The 21,622-nt window shown below is 75.0% G+C and carries 14 protein-coding genes, 6 tRNA genes and 1 pseudogene; 11 read left to right on the forward strand and 10 right to left on the reverse strand.

The genetic code is table 11. The annotated features are described in order from the left end of the window. The first annotated feature begins 22 nt into the window (after window positions 1–22). The 5 genes from ACIQ87_RS11590 (at window position 23) to cobA (ending at window position 8,829) form a co-directional block, all read left to right on the forward strand. On the forward strand, window positions 23–847 hold the full coding sequence (locus ACIQ87_RS11590; protein ID WP_392874598.1) for a MetQ/NlpA family ABC transporter substrate-binding protein: 825 nt from the start codon (window positions 23–25) through the stop codon (window positions 845–847). A 198-nt stretch (window positions 848–1,045) separates the two neighbouring features. Next, window positions 1,046–1,705: a GNAT family N-acetyltransferase gene (locus tag ACIQ87_RS11595; RefSeq protein ID WP_402405042.1), complete on the forward strand. Its 660-nt coding sequence runs from the start codon at window positions 1,046–1,048 to the stop codon at window positions 1,703–1,705. A gap of 138 nt (window positions 1,706–1,843) precedes the next feature. Continuing rightward, the gene (gene cbiE / locus ACIQ87_RS11600; RefSeq protein WP_402405045.1) at window positions 1,844–3,100 is read left to right on the forward strand and encodes a precorrin-6y C5,15-methyltransferase (decarboxylating) subunit CbiE; all 1,257 of its coding nucleotides are present in this window, start codon (window positions 1,844–1,846) and stop codon (window positions 3,098–3,100) included. Between the two features lie 483 nt (window positions 3,101–3,583). Next, window positions 3,584–7,474: a nicotinate-nucleotide--dimethylbenzimidazole phosphoribosyltransferase gene (cobT, locus tag ACIQ87_RS11605; protein WP_402405049.1), complete on the forward strand. Its 3,891-nt coding sequence runs from the start codon at window positions 3,584–3,586 to the stop codon at window positions 7,472–7,474. 107 nt (window positions 7,475–7,581) lie between these two features. Continuing rightward, window positions 7,582–8,829 (forward strand): uroporphyrinogen-III C-methyltransferase, encoded by a 1,248-nt coding sequence (gene cobA, locus ACIQ87_RS11610; RefSeq protein WP_402405052.1) that lies wholly within the window; start codon window positions 7,582–7,584, stop codon window positions 8,827–8,829. A gap of 52 nt (window positions 8,830–8,881) precedes the next feature. Here the strand turns inward: cobA and ACIQ87_RS11615 are convergent, their stop codons facing one another. Further along, window positions 8,882–11,623 carry a SpoIIE family protein phosphatase gene (locus ACIQ87_RS11615; protein ID WP_402405055.1) on the reverse strand — a complete coding sequence of 914 codons (2,742 nt, stop codon included), beginning with the start codon at window positions 11,621–11,623 and terminating at the stop codon, window positions 8,882–8,884. Between the two features lie 89 nt (window positions 11,624–11,712). On the opposite strand from ACIQ87_RS11615, the gene ACIQ87_RS11620 reads away from it, so the two are divergent. Further along, window positions 11,713–12,525 carry a TrmH family RNA methyltransferase gene (locus ACIQ87_RS11620; protein ID WP_402405058.1) on the forward strand — a complete coding sequence of 271 codons (813 nt, stop codon included), beginning with the start codon at window positions 11,713–11,715 and terminating at the stop codon, window positions 12,523–12,525. Between the two features lie 1,126 nt (window positions 12,526–13,651). Here ACIQ87_RS11620 and ACIQ87_RS11625 read toward each other — a convergent pair. Beyond that, window positions 13,652–14,959, reverse strand: a pseudogene (locus ACIQ87_RS11625) (serine/threonine-protein kinase); the annotation flags it as partial. 406 nt (window positions 14,960–15,365) lie between these two features. On the opposite strand from ACIQ87_RS11625, the gene ACIQ87_RS11630 reads away from it, so the two are divergent. After that, entirely contained in the window at window positions 15,366–15,566 is a 201-nt protein-coding gene (locus ACIQ87_RS11630) for a hypothetical protein (RefSeq protein ID WP_402405060.1), read from the forward strand. 303 nt (window positions 15,567–15,869) lie between these two features. Here ACIQ87_RS11630 and ACIQ87_RS11635 read toward each other — a convergent pair. The 6 genes from ACIQ87_RS11635 to ACIQ87_RS11660 all read right to left on the reverse strand — a co-directional run bounded on the left by ACIQ87_RS11635 (window position 15,870) and on the right by ACIQ87_RS11660 (window position 16,504). Beyond that, a tRNA-Val gene (locus ACIQ87_RS11635) sits at window positions 15,870–15,941 on the reverse strand. Between the two features lie 41 nt (window positions 15,942–15,982). Then, window positions 15,983–16,054 (reverse strand) — tRNA-Val (locus tag ACIQ87_RS11640). 44 nt (window positions 16,055–16,098) lie between these two features. Further along, a tRNA-Val gene (locus ACIQ87_RS11645) sits at window positions 16,099–16,170 on the reverse strand. 41 nt (window positions 16,171–16,211) lie between these two features. Beyond that, window positions 16,212–16,283, reverse strand: a tRNA-Val gene (locus ACIQ87_RS11650). 34 nt (window positions 16,284–16,317) lie between these two features. After that, window positions 16,318–16,391: transfer RNA gene (locus tag ACIQ87_RS11655), tRNA-Cys, on the reverse strand. Between the two features lie 40 nt (window positions 16,392–16,431). Then, a tRNA-Gly gene (locus tag ACIQ87_RS11660) sits at window positions 16,432–16,504 on the reverse strand. A gap of 319 nt (window positions 16,505–16,823) precedes the next feature. Between ACIQ87_RS11660 and ACIQ87_RS11665 the strand changes: the two genes are divergently transcribed. From ACIQ87_RS11665 to ACIQ87_RS11675, 3 genes are all read left to right on the forward strand, one after another. After that, on the forward strand, window positions 16,824–17,933 hold the full coding sequence (locus tag ACIQ87_RS11665) for a chorismate-binding protein (protein WP_402405062.1): 1,110 nt from the start codon (window positions 16,824–16,826) through the stop codon (window positions 17,931–17,933). A 25-nt stretch (window positions 17,934–17,958) separates the two neighbouring features. Next, window positions 17,959–18,789 carry an aminotransferase class IV gene (locus ACIQ87_RS11670; RefSeq protein ID WP_402405064.1) on the forward strand — a complete coding sequence of 277 codons (831 nt, stop codon included), beginning with the start codon at window positions 17,959–17,961 and terminating at the stop codon, window positions 18,787–18,789. Between the two features lie 66 nt (window positions 18,790–18,855). Beyond that, the gene (locus tag ACIQ87_RS11675; RefSeq protein ID WP_402405067.1) at window positions 18,856–19,701 is read left to right on the forward strand and encodes a GNAT family N-acetyltransferase; all 846 of its coding nucleotides are present in this window, start codon (window positions 18,856–18,858) and stop codon (window positions 19,699–19,701) included. A gap of 12 nt (window positions 19,702–19,713) precedes the next feature. Here the strand turns inward: ACIQ87_RS11675 and ACIQ87_RS11680 are convergent, their stop codons facing one another. Then, window positions 19,714–20,214 (reverse strand): DsbA family protein, encoded by a 501-nt coding sequence (locus ACIQ87_RS11680; protein WP_402405069.1) that lies wholly within the window; start codon window positions 20,212–20,214, stop codon window positions 19,714–19,716. A gap of 110 nt (window positions 20,215–20,324) precedes the next feature. Here ACIQ87_RS11680 and ACIQ87_RS11685 point away from each other — a divergent pair, with 110 nt between their 5' ends. Further along, a complete protein-coding gene (locus ACIQ87_RS11685) occupies window positions 20,325–20,792 on the forward strand; it encodes a hypothetical protein (protein WP_402405072.1) in 468 nt (155 codons plus the stop codon). A gap of 17 nt (window positions 20,793–20,809) precedes the next feature. Here the strand turns inward: ACIQ87_RS11685 and ACIQ87_RS11690 are convergent, their stop codons facing one another. Beyond that, on the reverse strand, window positions 20,810–21,379 hold the full coding sequence (locus ACIQ87_RS11690) for a CGNR zinc finger domain-containing protein (protein ID WP_392914155.1): 570 nt from the start codon (window positions 21,377–21,379) through the stop codon (window positions 20,810–20,812). Between the last annotated feature and the right edge of the window lie 243 nt (window positions 21,380–21,622).

Below are 21,622 nucleotides of genomic sequence, written 5' to 3' on the forward strand. Positions count from 1 at the left end.
TCCACGCAGAAAGGCACTTTTCGTGCGCAACGCCCTGAAGTTCACCAGCATCCTCGCCACCGCCGGCGTCGCCCTCTCGCTCGCCGCCTGCGGCAGCTCCGGGTCCTCCTCCTCGGACCCGAACGCGCCGCTCAAGGTCGCGGCGACCCCCACCCCGCACGGGCAGATCCTGAAGTTCGTCAAGGACAACCTCGCGGAGAAGGCGGGCCTCAAGCTCGACATCAAGGAGGTCACCGACTACGTGACCCCCAACACGGCGGTGCAGGACGGTTCGGCCGACGCCAACTACTTCCAGCACCTGCCGTACCTGGAGGACTTCAACAAGAAGAACGGCACCGACCTCGTCTCGGTCGAGAACGTGCACCTGGAGCCGCTCGGCGCCTACTCCAAGAAGGTCAAGTCGCTCGCCGACCTGCCGGACGGCGCCACCGTGGGCCTGCCGAACGACGCCACCAACGAGGGCCGCGCGCTCAAGCTGCTCGCCGACAACAAGCTCATCACCCTCAAGGACGGCGCCGGCACCGCCGCCACCCCGGCCGACGTCACGGGCAACCCGAAGAACCTCAAGTGGAAGGAGCTGGAGGCCGCCCAGCTGCCCCGCTCCTACTCCGACCTGGACGCCGCCGTCATCAACAGCAACTTCGCGATCCAGGCCGGCCTGAAGCCGACCACCGACGCCCTGGTGCTGGAGAAGGCCGAGAACAACCCGTACGCCAACATCCTGGTCGTCAAGAAGGGCAAGGAGAACGACCCGCGGGTGAAGAAGCTGGAAGAGCTGCTGCACTCCGACGAGGTCAAGAAGTACATCGCCGACACCTTCCAGGGCTCGGTCATCCCGGCCTCCTGAGCCGAACCCCGCCTGACGCCCCGATCCCGACCGGGCCCCCGCCGCACCACGGCGGGGGCCCGGTCGGGCAGTATGCGGCAGGGGCACTCCGGCCGGCCGCGTTCTGACGTACCGTCGTGCGGGCGGCGCACCGCGTGGCATCCGGGGCACGACGGAGGCGTACGGTGTTGTGTTCACGACCCGGCGAGGAGAGACGGCATGGCAGCGAGCTTCCCCGAGACCGCCATCAGCACCGAACGGCTGCTGCTTCGGCCCCTGGCGGAGGACGACGCCCCCGGCCTGGCCGCGATGATGGCCGACGACCTCGTCCGCGCCTGGACGGACCTGCCCCACCCCTTCACCGAGGAGTACGCGGCCGAGCTCGCCCGCACCCTCGCCCCCGCCCACCGGGCCACCGGACGCGGCATCGTCTTCGCCGTCACCGAGCATCTGACCCAGCGCCTGGTCGGCCTGGTCGAACTGCGCAACACCGACTGGCGGCTGCGCAGCACCGAGATCTCCTATGTCACCGCCGTCTGGGCGCGCGGCGAGGGCTACGCCCCGGAGGCCGTCCTCGGCGTCGCCCAGTGGCTGTTCGAGGACCGCGGCTTCCTGCGCCTGGAGCTGCGCACCGCCGCCGGGAACACCGCCGCCCAGCAGGTCGCCCAGAAGGTCGGCGGGATCAGCGAGGGCGTGCTGCGCAGCGCCTGGATAGTCCGCGGGGAGTCCGGCGAGGTGGGGGCACCTCCCGGCCGCCAGGCCGGGGGAGAGAGCCGCAGCGACCTCATCCTGTGGAGCCTGCTCCCGGAGGACCTGGAGTCGCCCGAAGCGCACCGCGCCGGCTGGCACGGCGACCACCGTTACGTGCTGCGCGACTGATCGCCTCGCCCCCGTTCACCCGGCGCGGACATGTGTGCGAGATGTCGGGCTCCGAGGTACCACACCCGGTAGCCTCTGGACCGGCACCGCACGACAGCGGATCGAGTGGCGCACCGAGGCGAGGGAGAACGGCCGCAGATGGCTGACCGGATCACGGTCATCGGGTGGGACGGCACACCGCTGACCGAGGCCGCCGGCGCGGCCCTGGCCGCGGCGACCCTGGTGGCGGGCGCCCCCTACCAACTGAACGCGCTCCCGGTGCCGGAGTCCGCCGAGCGGATCATCCTCGGCAACGTCCGGCAGGCCGCCCGCAGGATCGCCGAGCACCGTGGCGCCGCCGTCGTGGTCGCCGAGGGCGACCCGGGCTTCTTCGGGGTGGTGCGCACCCTGCGCCGCCCCGAGTACGGCCTCGAACTGGAGGTGCTGCCCGCCGTCTCCTCGGTGGCCGCCGCGTTCGCCCGGGCCGGCATGCCCTGGGAGGACGCCCAGGTGGTCAGCGCGCACGGCGGACGGCTGCGCCGCGCCGCCAACATCTGCCGGGCCCACCCCAAGGTCGCGGTGCTCACCGCGCCGGGCGCCGGGCCCGCCGAACTCGCCCTGATGCTGCGCGGGGTGCACCGGACCTTCGTGGTCTGCGAGGCCCTCGGCACCCCCGACGAGGACGTCACCGTCCTCACCTCCGACCGGATCGCCGACCACGTGTGGCGCGACCCCAACGTGGTGCTGGTGATCGGCGGCGGCGCCCAGGCCGCCGCGGTGGACGAGGCGGCCGGCTGGCTCGCCGGGCGCCCGGTCGGCTACCCCGGCGTGGAACGCGGCTGGGCGCTGCCCGGTGACGCCTACACGGGCGCCGGGCGCACGGAAGGCGAGCCGGGCGCGCCCGAGGCACTCCCCGCTCATGTGCGCGCCCTGGTGCTGGCCCGTCTGGGTGCACGTCCAGGGGACCTGGTCTGGTCGGTCGGCGCCGGCAGCGGCGCCCTCGCCGTGGAGGCGGCCCGGTTCGGCGCCGCGGTGGTCGCGGTCGAGGGCTCCCGCTCGGCCTGCGCCCGGCTGACCGTCAACGCCCGCCGCTACGGCGTCGAGGTGGAGGCGGTGTACGGGAGCGGGCCCGAGGTGCTGGGCGGCCTGCCTGAGCCGGACGCCGCGGTGGTGGAGACCGGCGGCCTGGACGTGGTGCGCGCGGTGCTGGCCCGCCGGCCCGAGCGGTTCGTCGCACTGCCCCGGACCCTCGCCGAGGCGGAGGAGGTCCGCCGGGCGATCGCCGGGGCGGGCTACCGGGCGGACGGCGCGCTGCTCCAGGCGACCCCGCTGCGGCCGGTGGACGAGGGCGACGGGCTGGCACTGGGCGCGGGCACGACCGGCGCGCTGGTGCTCTGGGGTGAGCAGATCGTGTGAAGGCCGTGGGCGCGCGCCGGTGCCGTCCGGTGCCGTCGACGGTGATCCAGGTCGCATCCGGACACCGATTCGAGAGGTGACCGCGCGGTGCCGGTAGTGTGACGTCCTGGGCGGCTGCATCGGTCGGCGACCCACCCGATTCGGTCGGTTTGTCACCTTTTTGACGTGGTGCAATCCGATTCCGCTCGGAGTGTGGGCAATTCGACGGGCCTCGTGCCGGACCTGGAGAATGCCGTAGGGTCCGGTGCGGTCGTGCCGGTTGCTCCGGGTTGTCGTTGTTTCAGACGATGTGCCGCCCCGTACGGGCGGTGCGCCGGGCCGGGGTGCCGCAGCGCGCCGGATGGACTTGGGCCGCAGCGCCACGGCGCGGCGGCCGCGTGTGGTTAGGGGCGGGCCGGTGCTGGTTCGGCCCGTGCGGATGGGCGCTGCGATCGGTGATCGTGTCGCCGAGGGCGCGGCAGCGGCCTGGAAGGAGCTTTGACAATGACCGATGGCGGCCACGTCCCGGGCGAGGGACTGCCCGAGCACCAGCTCGGCGGACCGGAGGGCGTCGCGGGCGTTGCACCCCTCCACGGCGTCGCGACGGACGGCGGAGTGATCCCCAACCCGGCGGCCCCGGTCGGCGGCGTCCCCGGTGCGATGCCCCCGGGCACGGGTGTCATCCCGCCGCAGGGCCAGCACGGCTACGGCGTTCCCCAGCCCGGCCACCCCGGCGAGGGCTGGGCCGTCGACCAGGGCGCCCCGCGCCCGGCCTTCCACTTCCTCGACCAGCCCGACGGCCTGGACGACGATGACGACGTGCTGCTGATGCCGGGCCCGCAGGGCTCCTGGGGCGAGCCGGCCGCGGCCGTCCCGGCCGATCAGATGCCGCTCGCGCCGCAGCAGGACGGCACCCCGGTCGAGCCGTCCTGGCCGCCGGTGGACCCGCCGGTGCTCGGTGCCGAGCACGCCGTCCAGCAGCAGCCCGTCCAGGTCCAGCCGCAGCAGCCGATGACGCAGGCTCAGCAGCCGCGCCGGCCGCTGCACGCCGGTCCGCCGATCCCGGACCCGTCGCTGATGACCGGCCAGGTGCCGGTCCGCTCGCTGGCCGACCGCGGCCCCTCGCAGGGCGGCACGCCCGCGCACGGCATCCCGGTGGTCGGCCGACCGCCGATGGCCGAGGCCGCCGCGCCGCAGGCCGTCCCGGTGGCGCCGGCCGCTCCGGCGGCCCAGGGGATCCCCGTCGTCGACGGGCAGCAGGCGCCGCAGACGCCGGACCTCCAGCAGGCCCACGGCGCCCAGCAGGTGCCGCTGGCCGCGCCGCCGGTCGAGACCGTGCTGGCCGTCGAGACGGTCGGGGCGATCGAGGTGATCGAGGTCGTCGAGCTGCCGGAGGCCGTCCAGGCCGCCCCGGCCCAGCCCGCGCAGGACGTGACGGCGGCCCAGGCCGCCGAGACCGTCGTCGAGGCCGCCGCGGAGGCCGTCGCGGTCGCGGTCGCGGTCGCGCCGCAGGCCGTCGTGGCCGAGCAGGCCCAGCCGGCGGCCGGTGCGGCTGAGGTGCCCGTCGCCGAGACCGTCGCCGTCGAGACCGTCGCCGTCGAGGGCGCTGCCGCCGAGGGCGCCGCCGTGCCCGCCGAGCAGCCCGAGGCCGCGGCCCCGGCCGGTCAGCCGCGCCGGATCTCCGCCTTCCTCGCCGCGCCCACCCCGCACGGCCTGCCCAAGGTCGAGGCGGTCCAGCAGGCTCCGGTCGTCCAGGAGGCGGCTCCGCAGGAGTCCGCGCCCATAGTGGTTGCCGAGGCCCCGCAGGCCGCGGAGGCCGTCGAGGGCCAGAGCGCCCAGAGCGTCCAGACCGACGAGGTCGTGGCGGGTACCGAGCCCGCCCCGGCGGTGGAAGCCGCCGAGGTCGTCGAGGCCGCCGAGCAGGCCCCCGCCGCCGAGGCCGCGCCGGAGGCCGCCGCCGAGCCGGTCGCGCAGACCGCCGCGGGCACCGGCGAGATGTCCTCCGGCCAGGCCGTCACCGAGCCCGTCGCCGAGCCCGTCGCCGAGGCCGCCGTCACCGAGGCCGAGCAGCCGCAGCAGCAGGCCGAGGTCCCGGCCGAGCCGGTCGCGGAGCAGGCCGTGGAGGCGCCCGTGGAGGCCGACGCCACCACTGCCACCGCTGCCACCGCTGCCGAGCCGGCCGCCGAGGCACCGGCCGAGGCCGCCCCCGAGGCGGAGCCGGCGCAGCCCGCCGAGGCCGCTGAGGAGCCCGCCGCCGAGGCCGCCGCGCCCGCCGAGGAGGCCGCACCCGCCGAGGGCGTCGCCGAGCAGCAGGCCGCCGCTCCCCAGGCCGAGACCCCCGCGGAGCAGGCCGCCGAGCCCGCCCAGGCCCCGGCCGAGGCCGAGCCCGCCGCCGTCGCGGAGCCCGTCCAGGAGCAGCCCGCCGAGGCCGAGCCCGTCGGCGAGCAGGCCGCCGAGGCGACGGCGGAGCCCGTCGAGCAGCCGCAGGCCGAGCAGCCCGCCGCCGAGGCCGCCGAGGCCGCTGAGACCACCGACGCCGCCGAGGCCCCCCAGGCCGCCGAAGCCGTCGCGGAGCAGCCCGCCGCCGAGGAGGCGCAGGAGCAGTCCGAGCAGCAGCCCGAGGAGCCCGCCGAGCCGCGCGGCCCGGCCGCCCCCGGCTACGACGAGGCCGGCCGCGAGGCCGTCCACCAGGTGATCCGCGAGCGCCGCGACGTGCGCAACGGCTTCCGCCCGGACCCGATCCCGCACGAGGTGCTGATCCGCGTCCTGGAGGCCGCCCACACCGCGCCCAGCGTCGGCTACTCGCAGCCCTGGGACTTCGTGGTGATCCGCTCGGCGAAGACCCGCAGGCGGATGCACGCCCTGGCCGAGCGCCAGCGCGAGGCGTACGCGGACTCGCTGCCCAAGGGCCGGGCCAAGCAGTTCAAGGAAATCAAGATCGAGGCCATCCTCGACACCCCGGTCAACATCGTGGTGACCGCCGACCGTACCCGTGGCGGCCGGCACACCCTGGGCCGGCACACCCAGCCGCAGATGGCCCCGTACTCGGCCGCCCTGGCCGTCGAGAACCTCTGGCTGGCCGCCCGCGCCGAGGGCCTGGGCGTCGGCTGGGTGAGCTTCTTCGACGACGAGGAGCTGGTCCGCGAGCTCGGCCTGCCCGAGCACCTGGAGGTCGTCGCCTACCTGTGCGTCGGCTTCGTCGACGAGTTCCCGGACGAGCCCGAGCTGGAGCAGCAGGGCTGGGCCAAGAAGCGCCCGCTGTCCTGGGTCGTCCACGAGGAGCAGTACGGCAACCGCGCGCTGCCCGGCGAGGAGCCGCAGAGCCTGCTCGCCGAGACCCTGCGCGGCATCCGCCCGCTGGACGCCAAGGCGCTCGGCGAGGCCTGGGACCGGCAGAAGCGGATGACCAAGCCAGCCGGTTCGCTCGGCATGCTGGAGATCATCTCCGCCCAGCTGTGCGGGCTGTCCCGCAAGTGCCCGCCGCCGATCCCGGAGCCCGCCTGCGTGGCGGTCTTCGCGGCCGACCACGGCGTGCACGCCCAGGGCGTCAGCCCCTGGCCGCAGGAGGTGACCGCCCAGATGGTCGCCAACTTCCTGGCCGGGGGAGCGGTGATCAACTCCTTCGCCAAGCAGATCGGCACCGAGGTCTGCGTGGTCGACGTCGGCGTCGCCGCCGAACTGCCGGAGGCCGTCCAGCAGGGCCGCGCCACCGGTCTGCTGCCGCGCAAGGTCCGCCCCGGCACCGCCGACATGACCCAGGGCCCGGCGATGACCCGCGAGGAGGCCCTCAAGGCCATCGAGGTCGGCATCGAGACCGCCCGCGACCTGGTCGCGGCGGGCAACAAGGCGCTGATCACCGGCGACATGGGGATCGCCAACACCACCGCCTCGGCCGCCCTGATCTCGGTGTTCACCGGCCTCGACCCGGCCGAGGTCACCGGCCGCGGCACCGGCATCGACGACGAGACCCACGCCCGCAAGATCGAGGTCGTCCGCGCCGCGCTGGCCCTGCACCAGCCCGACCCGAGTGACCCGGTCGGCGTCCTCGCCGCCGTCGGCGGCCTGGAGCACGCCGCCCTGGCCGGCTTCCTGCTGGGCGCCGCCTCGCTGCGCACCCCGGTGATCCTGGACGGCGTCATCGCCGGTTCGGCCGCGCTGGCCGCCAAGGCCATCGCCCCCGAGGTGCTGGCCGCGTGCATCGCCGGCCACCGCTCCGCCGAGCCGGGCCACCAGGCCGCGCTGGCGAAGCTCGGCCTGCGCCCGCTGATCGACCTGGACCTGCGGCTCGGCGAGGGCACCGGTGCCCTGCTGGCCCTGCCGCTGGTGCAGAGCGCCGCCCGGGCGATGCACGATGTAGCCACCTTCGACTCCGCCGGGGTCACCGAGAAGGCCTGAGGCACCCCGTCACCGCTCCGCGGACCGGCCCGAGGGCGCGCCGGACCGCGGAGCGGTGACGTGCCGTACCGTCCCCACACCCTCATCCCCGATCAGGAGCACCGCCGATGACCGCGCCCACCCCGCACCCGAGCACCGAGGGCCGCACCCCCTACCCGGTGGGCCTGCTGCTGGCCGGCCGCCGCGTCGTCGTGGTCGGGGGAGGCCAGGTCGCCCAGCGGCGGCTGCCCGCCCTGATCGCCACCGGCGCCGACCTCCACCTGATATCGCCCGCCACCACCCCGGCCGTCCAGGCCATGGCCGACGCCGGCGAGCTCACCTGGCACGCCCGCCCGTACCGGGACGGCGACCTGGCCGACACCTGGTACGCCCTGGTCGCCACCGACGACCCGGCCGTCAACGCGGCGGTCAGCGCCGAGGCCGAGCGCGAGCGGGTGTTCTGCTCCCGCAGCGACGACGCCGCCGCGGCCACCGCCTGGACCCCGGCCAGCGGCCGCGACGCGGGCGCCACCGTCGCCGTCCTCACCGGCGACCCGCGCCACTCCGCCGCCCTGCGCGACGCCATCGTGGACGGCCTGCGGGACGGCTCGCTGGCCGCCCGCCAGTACCGCTCGCACGGCGCCGGCGTGGCCCTGGTCGGCGGCGGCCCCGGCGACCCGGACCTGATCACCGTGCGCGGCCGCCGGCTGCTCGCCGACGCCGACGTGGTCGTCGCCGACCGCCTCGCCCCGCGCGAACTGCTCGCCGAACTGCCCGAGCACGTCGAGGTGATCGACGCCTCCAAGATCCCGTACGGCCGGTTCATGGCCCAGGAGGCGATCAACCGCACCCTGGTCGAGCACGCCAAGACGGGCAAGTTCGTGGTCCGGCTCAAGGGCGGCGACCCGTACGTCTTCGGCCGCGGCGGCGAGGAGCTGCTGGCCTGCGTGGAGGCCGGGCTGCCGGTCACCGTGGTGCCCGGGATCTCCAGCTCGATCAGCGTCCCCGCGGCGGCCGGCGTCCCGGTCACCCACCGCGGCATGACCCACGAGTTCACCGTGATCTCCGGCCACGTCGGCCCGGACGACGAGCGCTCGCTCACCAACTGGGAGGCCGCCGCGAAGATGAGCGGCACCCTGGTGCTGCTGATGGCCGTGGACAAGATCGGTGCGATCGCCGCCCGGCTGGTCGAGTACGGCCGTCCGGCGGACACCCCGGTCGCCGTCGTCCAGGAGGGCACCACCGCCGCCCAGCGCCGGGTGGACGCCACCCTGGGCACCGTCGCCGCGGTGGTCGAGGCCGAGGGCGTCAAGCCCCCGGCGGTCATCGTCGTCGGCGACGTCGTCAACGTGCTGGCCGCGGCCTTCCAGCCGTAGGGCCGTACGGGAGCGGTCCTCCCCGGAGCGGGAAGTCGGCCCGGCCGACTTCCTACTCCAGCGGCTGCTCCGTCCAGATGACCTTCCCGGTCGCCGTGTAGCGCGTCCCCCAGCGGTCCGCGAACTGCGCGACCAGGAACAGCCCGCGCCCGCCCTCGTCCTCGGTCGCCGCGTACCGCAGGTGCGGCGAGGTGCTGCTGCCGTCCGACACCTCGCAGATCAGCGAACGGTCCCGCAGCAGCCGCACCCGGATCGGCCCGGAGCCGTACCGGATCGCGTTGGTCACCAGCTCGCTCAGGATCAGCTCGGTGACGAACGCCGCCTCCTCCAGCCCCCACGCCGTCAGCCGCTCGGCCACCGCGGCCCGGACCCCGCCCACCGCGGCCGGGTCGGAGGGCACCTCCCACTGCGCCACGTGGTCCGGCGCCAGCACCCTGGTCCGGGCCACCAGCAGCGCGATGTCGTCCTGCTGGTGCGCCGGCAGCAGCGCCGCCAGCACGTCCGCGCAGGTCTGGTCCGGGGAGCGCGGCCTCCCGGACAGCGCCGCCCGCAGCAGCTCCAGCCCCTCGTCGATGTCCCGCTCCCGGTCCTCCACCAGCCCGTCCGTGTACAGCACCAGCCGACTGCCCTCGGCCAGCTCCAGCTCGGCGGTCTCGAACGGCAGCACCGCCAGGCCCAGCGGCGGCCCGGTCGGCAGCTCCGGGAACACCACCCGGCCCTGCGGGTCCACCACGGCCGGCGGCGGGTGCCCGGCACTGGCCAGTGTGCAGCGCCGCGACACCGGATCGTAGATCGCGTACAGGCAGGTCGCCCCGGCCAGTTCCGCACGCTCGCCGCCCGCCGCCTCGTCCTGGTCGATCCGGTTCACCAGCTCGTCCAGGTGCCCCAACAGCTCGTCCGGCGGCAGGTCCAGGGTCGAGAAGTTGTGGATCGCCGTGCGCAGCCGGCCCATCGTCGCCGCCGCGTGCAGCCCGTGCCCCACCACGTCCCCGACCACCAGCGCCACCCGCGCGCCCGGCAGCGGGATCACGTCGAACCAGTCGCCGCCCACCCCGGCCTGGGCCGGCAGGTAGCGGTGCGCCACCTCCAGCGCCGACTGCTCCGGCAGGGTGCGCGGCAGCAGGCTGTGCTGGAGCGTCACCGCCATGGTGTGCTCCCGGGTGTAGCGGCGGGCGTTGTCGATGCACACCGCCGCGTGCGCCACCAGCTCCTCGGCCAGCGCCAGGTCCTCCGCCTCGAACGGCTCCGTCCGCTGCGCCCGCCAGAACCGGGCCACCCCCAGCAGCACCCCGCGCGCCCGCAGCGGCACCCGCACCAGCGAGTGCACCCCGTACGCCAGCGCCTGCGCCGACCCCTCCGGGTCCTGCTCCCGCCACCGGCCGGCGTCCGTCAGATGCGGCTCGACGGCCGGCTCCCCGCTGTGCAGCGCCACCGCCAGCGGGGTCGAGGGCACCACGTCCAGCACCGTGCCGACCGGGTAGAACGGCGCGTCCTCGTCCACCGCCGCCACCGAGACCCGGCGCATCCGCCCCAGCGAGGGGCCCGGCGGCGGCTCCTCGCCGGTCAGCACCTGGTCCGCCAGGTCCACCGTGACGAAGTCCGCGAACCGCGGCACCGTGACCTGCGCCAGCTCCTCCGCCGTCCGCGTCACGTCCAGCGTGCTGCCCACCGTGACCCCGGCGTCGTACAGCAGCCGCAGCCGCCGCTGGGCGCGCTCGGCCCGGCCGGACAGTGCCGCCAGCTCGGTGGAGTCGCGCAGCGTGGCGACGCAGCCGGGCGGGCCGCCGGGCTGGTCGATCAGCCGGACGTTCACCGCCAGCAGCCGCTCCCCGGACAGCACCACCTGGTCGGTCACCGGGCGTCCGGCGGTCAGCAGCTCCAGCGGCGCCTGCTCCAGGCCCAGCCCGCCCACCGGGCGGCCCTCGGCGTCCGGCGGCAGGTCCAGCAGCCGGCGCGCCTCGTCGTTGCAGAGCAGCAGCCGACCGTCCCCGCCGACGATCATCACGCCCTCGCGCACGGCGTGCAGCACCGCCGCGTGGTGCTCGTACATCCGGGTCATCTCGACCGGGCCCAGCCCGTGCGTCTGGCGCCGCAGCCGCCGGCTGATCAGCGCCGTTCCGAGCGTGGCCAGCCCCACCGCGGCCGCCGCCGCGCCCAGCACCACCGGCAGCTGCCGCTCGCTGGCGGTGCTGACGTTCCTCAGCGTGACGCCCGCCGAGACCGCCCCGACCACCGAGCCGTCCGGCGCGTACACCGGGACCACCGCCTGCACCAGCTGGCCGATGGTGCCCGTGAGGTGCTGGGTCACCACCTGCCCGTGCAGCGCGGGCTCGTAGACGCCGATGAACTTCTGGCCGATCCGGGCCGGGTTCGGGTGGGTGTAGCGGATGCCCTGCTCGTTCAGCACAACGATGAAGTCCACCCCCGAGGCGACCCGCGCGGCCTCCGCGCTCGGTTGCAGGAGGGCCGTCGGGTTCGGGGAGCGCAACGCGTCGACGATGCCCGGGGAGTTGGCGAAGGTCTGGGCCACCGCCACCGAACGGTTGCGCGCCTCGTGATCGGCGTCGTTGCGCGACTGCACCACCAGCGCCACCACGGCCGCCGCCACCAGCAGCAGCACGACCATGACCTGGAGCGCGAACACCTGTCCCGCCACCGACCGGCGCCACACCGGCCACCGCGGCTTCGCGCGTGCCAGCTGTGGCCGACCGTGTGGGCGCCCACCGGGGGAGCCGGCGGAGTCAGTGGCACCAGAGGCCGACGGAGCCCAGGATCGGCCCGGATTTCGGGCCATACGGTCATATTTGCACTACGGCCAGCCGGGGACCACCCCGCTCCCTCGGCCGTTTGGCCTTCCCCGCCCGGGCTTGGCAAGATCGCAGGGTGTCCGAACCCCGCACCATCACCGACCCCGCCGACCCCCGCCTCGCCGACTACACCGGCCTCACCGACGTCGAGCTGCGCCGCCGCCGTGAACCCGCCGAGGGCCTCTTCATCGCCGAGGGGGAGAAGGTCATCCGCCGCGCCCTCGCCGCCGGCTACCGGATGCGGTCGATGCTGCTCACCCCCAAGTGGCTGGAGGTGATGGGCGACGTCATCGCCGAGGCCGACGCCCCCGTCCACGTGGTCGAGCCCGCCCTCGCCGAAGCCGTCACCGGCTACCACGTGCACCGGGGCGCCCTCGCCTCGATGGAGCGCAAGCCCCTCCCCGACGCCGCCGAGGTACTTGCCGGGGCCCGCCGGGTCGCCGTGCTGGAGGGCCTGGTCGACCACACCAACCTCGGAGCCATCTTCCGCAGCGCCGCCGCCCTCGGCATGGACGCCGTCCTGCTCTCGCCCGACTGCGCCGACCCGCTCTACCGGCGCGCCGTCAAGGTCTCCATGGGCGCCGTCTTCGCGGTCCCGTACGCCCGCCTGGACCCCTGGCCCGCCGCCCTCGACACCGTCCGCGAGGCCGGCTTCACCCTGCTCGCCCTCACCCCCGCCGACACCGCCGTCGACCTCCACACCCTCACCCCGCACGGCCTCCCCAAGGCCGCCCTCATGCTCGGCGCCGAGGGCGACGGCCTCACCCCCCGCGCCATCGCCGCAGCTGACCATCCCGTCCGCATCCCCATGGCCCACGGCATCGACTCCCTCAACGTCGGCGCCGCCGCAGCCGTGGCCTTCTACGCCGTCACCACCCCCACCCCCTGACCCCGCCCCCGCATGAGAAGTCGGCCCGCCCGACTTCTCATGCGCGCGTCTTCCTCTTCCCACCCGCCGCGTGCTGCTCACGCCCCCGGGCAGGAGCCTTCCGCTGCACCAGAAGTCGAGCCGGCCGACTTCTCGCGCGGGCCACGTACCCGGTGCCCGCCGCTGCGCCCCTCGGCACGGCCCCGCGCCGGAAGTCGGCGGGCCCGACTTTCCGTGCATGCGTTCTCCCCATACCGCCCGGCGCCCGCCTCCACAGGGCTCTCCCGCCGCGTAGTGCTCGCGCCCCCGGTAGGAGCCCCCGCTACGTGAGAAGTCGAGCGGGCCGACTTCTCGGGCGCGCGGTCTTGCCGGGGCCACGTACTGGGGCGCCTGGCCGTGGTGGTGCTCGGGGCGGCCCGCTCCAGAAGTCGGCCTGGTCGACTTCCGGCGCGCTCTGCCCTCCGCGCCTCGTCGCTCCGCCGGACGTCGGCTGGCGCGGCTTCTCGTGGCGCGGGTGTCAGCCGATGGGGGAGGTGGGTGGGGCCGGGGCGGCCGCGGGAGGAGGGGTGGTGGCGCCGGGCCAGGATTCGTCGAGGGTGCCGTCGGGGCGGACGGCGTAGCGGGTGGAGGTGACGGTGCCGGTGGCGGCCGCGCGCTCCTCGCGGACGACCGTGCTGCCGTCGAGCCGCCAGGTGGCCGCCGCCTGCGGGTCCGCCACCGAGGTGCGGGAGGTGACGGCGACGGGGGTGTCCCCGGTGAAGGTGTAGAGCTGGACGAGGTCGACCGAGGTGGAGCCCTCCGCCCGCCGCAGGACGACCACCGCGGCCGGCAGGCCCTTGTACCGGGCCGGTAGCACCGCGCTCAGCGCGACCTGCGGCCCGGCCCCGACGGAGTGCCCGTTCTGCAGCGCGACGGCCGGCCCGCCGGCTCCGTCGGGGTAGCTGCGGTTGGGCCAGTCGACCGCCGGAACCGGTGCCTGCGGGGGCGTCAGACCGGTGTCGGCACCTGCGCGCGCCGCCGCCGGGAGCGGCGCGGTCGCGGCCTGCGGTGCGACGTCCGCCGAGGTCCCCGGCACCGCCTGCTCGCCGCCGGAGCCCGTGGTCGCCACCACCCCGGTCGGCGGCCGCACGCTCCGGTTGTCCCGGTTCTCGCACCCCTGCGCCGCGGCGATGGCCAGCGCCACCCCGATGGTCACCGTGACGAAGACGACCAGCCGCTGCCGGAGCAGCCGCTGCCGGGCGGTGCCGGGCCGTGCGCCGGGGGCGGGGGTGTGCTGGCGGTCCCGGAGGCGCGCCCGGTCGCGGGGGCCGGGCCCGGGGCCGGGGCGGGCCGGCGGCGGGGTCTGCGGACGGTCCGGACGCTCCCGCAGCGGGCGGGTCACCGGTGTCGGCTCGGGCCGGGGGGCGGGTGCGGCCGATCCCTGTGGCGGGCGGCGCCCGGCGGCTCCGGCCGCCTGTGCGCCGGGGCGGCCCGCCGCCGCCCTGGCCCGTGCCGCGGCGGGCGGCTCGGGAGAGCGCCCGGGGGCCGGTACTCCCTGACGGCCGTTCTCCTGCCGGGCCGGAGCCGGAGCCGGAGCCGGAGCCTGTGCGGCCGCGCCCCGTCCGGGCCGCGGCGCGCGGGTGCTGCCGCCCGCCGCCCCGCGCGCCGCCAGCTCGCTGAGCCGTTCGTGCAGCGCGGCGGCCCCGGGCCGCTCGGCGGGCTCCTTGGCCAGGCAGGCGCGGATCAGCGGCGCCAGTTGCGGCGGTACGGCCGAGAGGTCGGGCTCCTCGTGGACGACCCGGTACAGCATCACTTCGGAGGACGCCCCGGAGCCGAACGGGGTGTCCCCGGTGAGGGCGTACGCGAGGGTGGCGCCGAAGGCGAACACGTCGGTGGCGGGCGTGACGGCGGCCCCGCGCACCTGCTCGGGTGCGAGGAAGCCGGGGGAGCCGACCGCGGTGCCGACGTGGGTGAGCGTGCTGGCGCCGCGCGACCAGGCGATGCCGAAGTCGATGATCCGCGGGCCCCGGGGCGAGAGCAGGATGTTGGACGGCTTGAGGTCCCGGTGGACCACGCCGGCCTCGTGCACCTTGACCAGTCCGTCGGCCAGTGCGGCCCCGATCCGGGCGGCCTCGGGCCAGTTCAGCGGGCCTTCGTCGCCGACCCGCTTGTAGAGCGAGGGCCCCGGCACGTACGCGGTGGCCAGCCAGGGGCGTTCGGTCTCGATGTCCGAGCCGACCACGCGCGCGGTGCAGCCGCCCCGGATCCGGGAGGCGGCGGCGATCTCGCGGGCGAAGCGGGTGCGGAACTCCTGGTCCTCGGCGAGCTCGGCGCGGATCAGCTTGAGGGCGACGCGCTGCCCGCGGCGGTCGGACCCGAGGTAGACCACGCCCATGCCGCCGGCGCCCAGTCGCCGGTGCAGGCGGTACGGCCCGACGATGCGGGGGTCCTCACGCCTCAGCCGCATCATCGCCATGTTTCGTTCCCCGTCAGCCGGTGGGTGAGGCCCCGTCGGTTGGGCCATCGTCAGTTCCTGTCTGGCACAGCTTACGGACTGCCCGCTGCGGTGTGCTGATACGCAACACCTGAAGGCACCGTGCGATTGTCCGATCTTGCGCTGACCTGCAGGTCGCAGGGGTGTCGAAGCGCCTCTCGGGGTTCCCCCTCAGGGTTCCCTCGGGGGTCGGATGAGCCTTCCGTCCCCCTGCGGTAGTAGGCCCCGAGTCTGATCGTCATCCTCCCGGACGTCCGAGGAACAGTACGACGGCATGACGCCCGGAGGACCCCCCGACCAATAGCGTTGTACTCAGCGGTGGACGGGGAGCTCGTCCCCCGAGGTAAGCCGTCCACCGCGCCAACTCGACCGGATCAGGAGCAAGGACATGCCACCGCAGCTCACGGGAACCCCCCACCGCCGCCGGCCGGCCTTCGTCCAGTCCCGGTCCGCCGAGCAGCCCACGCGGCACCCCGCCGTGGCGCTGGCCATGGCCCTGCCGTGCGCCGTGCTCCTGGTGCTGCTCTTCGGCGGGTGGGAGCAGATGGCGAGCCAGGCCCAGGCCGTCGCCGATCTGATCGCCCGCTGAGCAGGAAGAAGGACACCGGCCCCGAGGCCGGTCGAAGACGGGCACCGATTCCCCTGGGGACGGGGAGCGGTGCCGCCGGGGAGGCCGCGGCCGCGATGACACGCGGACGGGCGAGGAGTGGCGCGCAGAGCGCCCCGGCAGGCGGAGATGCCGCGTGCGGACGTCGGTGAGGGCGTCCGCACGCGGCTCTTCTCTTTATCCATGACGCCCGCCGGCACACGGCAGGGCACGGCAGAGCAGCAGAACAGGACGACAAACGGCCGGGGCCGCGACCCTCACGGATCGCGGCCCCGGCCGTTACTGTGCGCGATACTGGGATTGAACCAGTGACCCCTACCGTGTCAAGGTAGTGCTCTCCCGCTGAGCTAATCGCGCCTGGTGCGGCGGTGTTGCAGCAGACCCCGATGGGCCCGACGTGCGCGATACTGGGATTGAACCAGTGACCCCTACCGTGTCAAGGTAGTGCTCTCCCGCTGAGCTAATCGCGCCTGATGTGGCGGTGTTGCAGCAGACCCTGAAGGGCCCGTTACTGTGCGCGATACTGGGATTGAACCAGTGACCCCTACCGTGTCAAGGTAGTGCTCTCCCGCTGAGCTAATCGCGCCTGGTGCGGCGGTCCTGCAGCAGACCCCGATGGGTCCGACGTGCGCGATACTGGGATTGAACCAGTGACCCCTACCGTGTCAAGGTAGTGCTCTCCCGCTGAGCTAATCGCGCGGGGAGGCCTCCCGGTCGGACCGGGGGAACCTCTTGGAGGTGGAGACGGGATTTGAACCCGTGTACACGGCTTTGCAGGCCGTTGCCTCGCCTCTCGGCCACTCCACCAGGCAACACATGAAGAACGATCTTACACTGTTCTCCACCGAGCGGACGACGAGATTCGAACTCGCGACCCTCACCTTGGCAAGGTGATGCTCTACCAACTGAGCCACGTCCGCCTGTCTCCCAGGGCCTTCACCGCTTTTCTTCGGCTGCGCTCCCTGGCGACGTGTTGAACTCTAGCGGATTCCCGGGCCAGCTAAAAATCCGTTCCCGCAGCATGCCGAGGGGATGGTCGGCGAGTGCCGTCGCGTCAGCCCTCCCGGCGGCCCACCGGCCGCCACCTGCGGCGCTCCCGGACGATCACCCGCAGGTCACCCGGCGCACACCCGGCTGACGCACGCGGGTGCTCGTGAGCGGGGGCGCGAGCCGGTCCGGGCCCGCGCCCCCGACCTACACTTCAGGCACCGCCGCCCAGCACCACCGCGCAGGAGAACCGTGTCCGGCCACCCCGACCCCCGCACCCCGCTCGCCCGCTTCGGAGGCCGCCTGGCCACCGGACTGCGCGACGTCACCTCGGACCCGGCCGCCCTCGACTCCGCCGGCCACTGGGCCGTGGTCCACGACTTCGAGGGCCGGCTCACCTGCGCCCGCTTCGACGAGGTCCGCCCCGCCCCCGCCCCGCCCTCCGGCGCGGGCTGGCGCGGACCGCAGGCGGGCAGCTGGCACAGCTCCCTCGACCGCGCCGCCTACACCGCGGGCGTGCGCCGCATCCGCGAGCACATAGCCGCCGGCGAGGTCTACCAGGCCAACCTCTGCCGGGTGCTGTCCGCACCGCTGCCCGACCCGGACCGCAGCGACGTCGACGCCCTCACCGGCCTCCTCGCCCACGGCAACCCCGCCCCCTACGCCGGCACCATCCGCCTGCCCGGTCACGGCGTCGAGATCGCCACCGCCTCGCCCGAGCTCTACCTGCGCCGCACCGGCCGCACCGTCTCCTCCGGCCCGATCAAGGGCACCGGCCGCACCGAGGACGACCTCCTCGACAAGGACCACGCCGAGAACGTGATGATCGTCGACCTGGTCCGCAACGACCTCGGCCGGGTCTGCGAGACCGGCAGCGTCACCGTCCCCGACCTCTGCGCCGTCGAGAAGCACCCCGGCCTGGTCCACCTGGTCTCCACCGTCGAGGGCGCCCTGCGCGAAGGCGCCGGCTGGCCCGAGCTCCTCGCCGCCACCTTCCCGCCCGGCTCCGTCACCGGAGCCCCCAAGTCCAGCGCCCTGCGGATCATCGAAGCCCTGGAGACCGCCCCGCGCGGCCCCTACTGCGGCGCCGTCGGCTGGGTCGACGCGGACCGCGGCGAGGCCGAACTCGCCGTCGGCATCCGCACCTTCTGGATCGACCGGACGGACCCGGGCGCACCCGTCCTGCGCTTCGGCACCGGCGCCGGCATCACCTGGGGCTCCGACCCCGAGCGCGAATGGGCCGAAACCGAGCTGAAGGCCGCCCGCCTGGTCGCGATAGCGTCGGGCAACGAACCCGGAGCCGAGCCCGCGGCCGAACCCGGAGCCGAGTCCGGCCGCGGATCCGAGCCGACCGGGGCCTGAGCCCCCACCGCCTAGGAGCAGCCCGATGCACAACCGCACCACGAGCTGGGTCAACGGCACGCTCGTCGACTCCGCCGACGCGGCCGTCTCCGTCCTCGACCACGGCCTCACCACCGGCGACGGCGTCTTCGAGACCATGAAGACGGTCGACGGCCGGGTCTTCGCGGTCACCCGCCACCTGGACCGGCTCACCCGCTCCGCCCGCGGCCTCGGCCTGGCCGACCCCGACCACGACCTGGTCCGCGAGGCCTGCACCCGGGTCCTCGCCGCCAACCCCGCACCGCTCGGCCGGCTGCGCATCACCTACACCGGCGGCAACGGCCCGCTCAGCTCCGAGCGCGGCACCACCGGCCCCACCCTGGTCGTCGCCCTCAGCCCGATCACCCGCCGCCCCGACGAGACCGCCGTCACCGTCGTCCCCTGGCGCCGCAACGAGCACAGCGCCGTCGCCGGCCTCAAGACCACCTCGTACGCCGAGAACGTCGTCGCCCTGGCCGCCGCCCACCGCGCCGGCGCCTCCGAGGCCCTGTTCGCCAACACCGCCGGCCTGCTCTGCGAGGGCACCGGCTCCAACGTCTTCGTGGTCCTCGACGGCCGCCTGCTCACCCCCACCCTCGCCTCCGGCTGCCTGGCCGGCATCACCCGGCAGCTCGTCATCGACTGGTGCGGCGCCGAGGAGGCCGACCTCCCGCTCAGCGCTCTCCGGGACGCCGAGGAGGTCTTCCTGACCTCCACCACCCGCGACGTCCAGGCCGTCACCCGCGTCGACGACCGCGAACTGCCCGGCACCGGCCCCGTCACCGCCAAGGCCATGGCCGTCTTCACAGAGCGCAGCGGCGACGACCTCGACCCGTGACCCCCGACCCGCGGAGCGCGCGCCGACCGGGTGGATAACCCTCCGTGCAGGGGGAAGGTCCACCACATGACCACCACGCTGCGCCCCGAGGGCCCGGAGACACCCACCGCGGCCGGCGGCCGCACCAGACGCTGGCTGATCCTCTCCAACGGCCACCCGGTCGGCGCGCTGCGCACCACCGCCGATCCGCAGGGAAGTCAACTCTGGGGCCGGATATCCGAGTTGGAGATCATTGAGGGGCGCGGCCGGGGCCGGGGCACGTTCGGCGCCCTGGCCGCCGAGGAGGTGCTGCGCAACTGGGGCTGCACCCGGGTCGACGTCGGCGTCCCCGAGGCGGCCACGACGGCGCGCGGGCTCGCCGTCGCCCTCGGCTACACCGAGCGGGCCCTGAGCATGTCCAAGCGGCTGGCCGCCGCCCCCGCGCTGCCCGCCGGGGTGAGCGCGCGCCCCTTCGACCCGGCCGACCTCGACGACTGGCTCGCCCGCTCCGCGGAGGGCTACCGCCGGTCGCTCGTCGGGTCCGGTCTCACCGAGGAGCAGGCCCGCGCCAGGACCGGCGGCGACGACCCGCCGAACCCCGTCCCGCAGGGCGTCGACACCCCGGGCGTCGTCCTGCGCAGGCTGTACGGCGCCGACGGCGGGGGCCCGTACGGCTCGGTCTGGGTGCAGTTGCGGCTGCGCGACCTGCCGGACGGCGAACCGCTCGCCTGGGTGATGGGCGTCGAGGTGTCCCCGGACCACCGGGGCCGGGGACACGGACGCACACTGATGCTGCTCGCCGAACGCGAGTGCCTGGCCGCCGGGGTGCACGACCTCGGCCTCAACGTCTTCACCCGCAACGAGGTCGCCGTCCGGCTCTACGACTCGCTCGGATACGAGGTCACCGAGCGCCTCTACGGCAAGCCGCTGTGACCTGACGTGCCGTCAGGACTCCTTCGCCGCCTCGATGACGGCCACGATCCGCCCGCGCAGCCCGTCCTGGCTCTTGCCGCCGTCGAGGCGCTTCCCGCCGATCACGTACGTCGGCGTGCCGGTGACCCCGATCGCCTTGCCCTCGGCCTGGTCGGCGTCGACGGTCAGCATGTGCCGGCCGTCGACCAGCGCCGTGTCCACCTCCTCGACGTCCGCCCCGACCTCCCGGGCCACGTCCAGCAGCACCTGCTGCCCGCGCGCGTCCAGCTCCGCGGTGCGGGCCAGCAGCGCCTCCACGAACGGCCAGCCCAGCCCCTGCGCGAACGCCTCCTCGGCCGCCTCCGCGGCGGCGTAGGCGTGCTTGTGCTTCTCCAGCGGGAAGTGCCGCACCTCCACGGGCAGCGCGTCGCCGTACTGCGCGCGCAGCGCCCGTACGTCGTCCAGCGCGGTGTGGCAGTCCGGGCACTGGAGGTCGCACCAGAACTCGAGGCGGGGGAGGGAACCATCGATCATTGCCCCAGTGTTCCACTAGTGGGCGCCCGCTCCGGCCGGAGGTGCGCCCGGAGGCGGACCGAGAGGAAGGCACCGATGACCAGGACGACCGGACACGAAGGAGCGCTTCCGTGCTGAGCGCGGCGATCAGTCTCGTCCTCACCGCGGGCGGGGTGGCCTTCGCGGGACTGCGGGCCTACCGGCGGCGCTTCCTGTCGGCGACCCGCTGGTTCGCGGTGGCCCTGCTGCCCGCCGGGCTCTACCTGACCGGCCTGTTCCCGCTGGCGAGCACGATCGCCGGGGAGTTCGCCGACTGGGCGGCCAAGCTGGTCTTCGACCCCCGGGTGTGGACGGGCATCGCGCTGCTCGGCGTCTCCGCGCTCCTGCTGGTCGTCACCCGCTGGGTGGGCCGCCGGGGCGGTGCGGCGGCGGTGGAGGGCACCCCGGAGCGCCCGGCTGCGGCCCGCCCGGCGCCCGAGCGCCAGGCGGTGGCGCCGACGCCGCCCGGGGCCCCGAAGAAGCCGGCCGCCGGCAAGCGGGACGACGGCCTCGGCGACTTCGCCGACATCGAGGAGATCCTCCGCAAGCGCGGGATCTGAGCGGCGGGGCCGGCGGGTCAGGCGGAGGGGACGGCCTCCGCCGACCGCTGGCGCGCCCGGTAGGCGGCGACGTGCAGCCGGTTGCCGCAGGTGCGGCTGTCGCAGTAGCGCCGCGAGCGGTTCCGGGAGAGGTCCACGAAGACCCGCGCGCAGTCCGGCGCCTCGCAGCGGCGCAGCCGCTCCCGCTCGCCCGCCACCAGGATGAAGGCCAGCGCCATGCCCAGCTCGGCCGCCAGGTGGTCGCCGAGCGCGGCGTGCGGCGCGAAGTAGTGGATGTGCCAGTCGTGGCCGTCGTGGTCGGTCAGCCGGGGCGTCGTGCCGGCGGCCGCGACGATCGAGTTGACCAGCTCGGCGGCCTCCGCGGTGGACTCCGTCGCGAACACCTCGCGCAGCCGGGTCCGCAGCTCGTGCACCCGCCGCAGGTCGTCCTCGGTCAGTGAGTCGATCTCGCTGATCTCCTGGCGGACCACGAAGGCGTCCAGCGCGGCGACGTCCGGCAGCCGCTCGGCGCCGCACACCTCGGGCGCGGTGTTGAGCAGCTCCACGAGGATGCTCAGCGCGCACTCGGTGTCATGGGTGATCAGCACGTTGGGGCTCCTCGCGCAGGGGGACTCCGATACCCCGCGTCCGCGGTTACCCCAGACCATACCGGGCCCCGTGCCGGTGGGGCGGCGCCTTCTTTCGAATGCGTGTACGCAGTACGTCAAGGCGTACGAAACCGGGCGTGGTCCGGGGCGGCGAGCCCCGGGTCGGGGTGTGTGGACCCCGGTGGGCGCGGTCGCCGGAACACGTCGACGCCCGGCGCCGAGGCCGGCCACCCGTGAGGATGA

The sequence above is a fragment of the Kitasatospora sp. NPDC096204 genome (assembly GCF_044763205.1).
In the GTDB taxonomy this organism is placed as follows: Bacteria; Actinomycetota; Actinomycetes; order Streptomycetales; family Streptomycetaceae; genus Kitasatospora.

Bases quoted from the DNA above. Each gene is read 5' to 3' on its own strand.
- ACIQ87_RS11670 (WP_402405064.1), top strand. From the start codon at position 17,959: ATGCACAACCGCACCACGAGCTGGGTCAACGGCACGCTCGTCGACTCC.
- cbiE (WP_402405045.1), top strand. From the start codon at position 1,844: ATGGCTGACCGGATCACGGTCATCGGGTGGGACGGCACACCGCTGACC.
- cobT (WP_402405049.1), top strand. From the start codon at position 3,584: ATGACCGATGGCGGCCACGTCCCGGGCGAGGGACTGCCCGAGCACCAG.
- ACIQ87_RS11675 (WP_402405067.1), top strand. From the start codon at position 18,856: ATGACCACCACGCTGCGCCCCGAGGGCCCGGAGACACCCACCGCGGCC.
- cobA (WP_402405052.1), top strand. From the start codon at position 7,582: ATGACCGCGCCCACCCCGCACCCGAGCACCGAGGGCCGCACCCCCTAC.
- ACIQ87_RS11630 (WP_402405060.1), top strand. From the start codon at position 15,366: ATGCCACCGCAGCTCACGGGAACCCCCCACCGCCGCCGGCCGGCCTTC.
- ACIQ87_RS11680 (WP_402405069.1), bottom strand. From the start codon at position 20,214: ATGATCGATGGTTCCCTCCCCCGCCTCGAGTTCTGGTGCGACCTCCAG.
- ACIQ87_RS11615 (WP_402405055.1), bottom strand. From the start codon at position 11,623: ATGGCCCGAAATCCGGGCCGATCCTGGGCTCCGTCGGCCTCTGGTGCC.
- ACIQ87_RS11595 (WP_402405042.1), top strand. From the start codon at position 1,046: ATGGCAGCGAGCTTCCCCGAGACCGCCATCAGCACCGAACGGCTGCTG.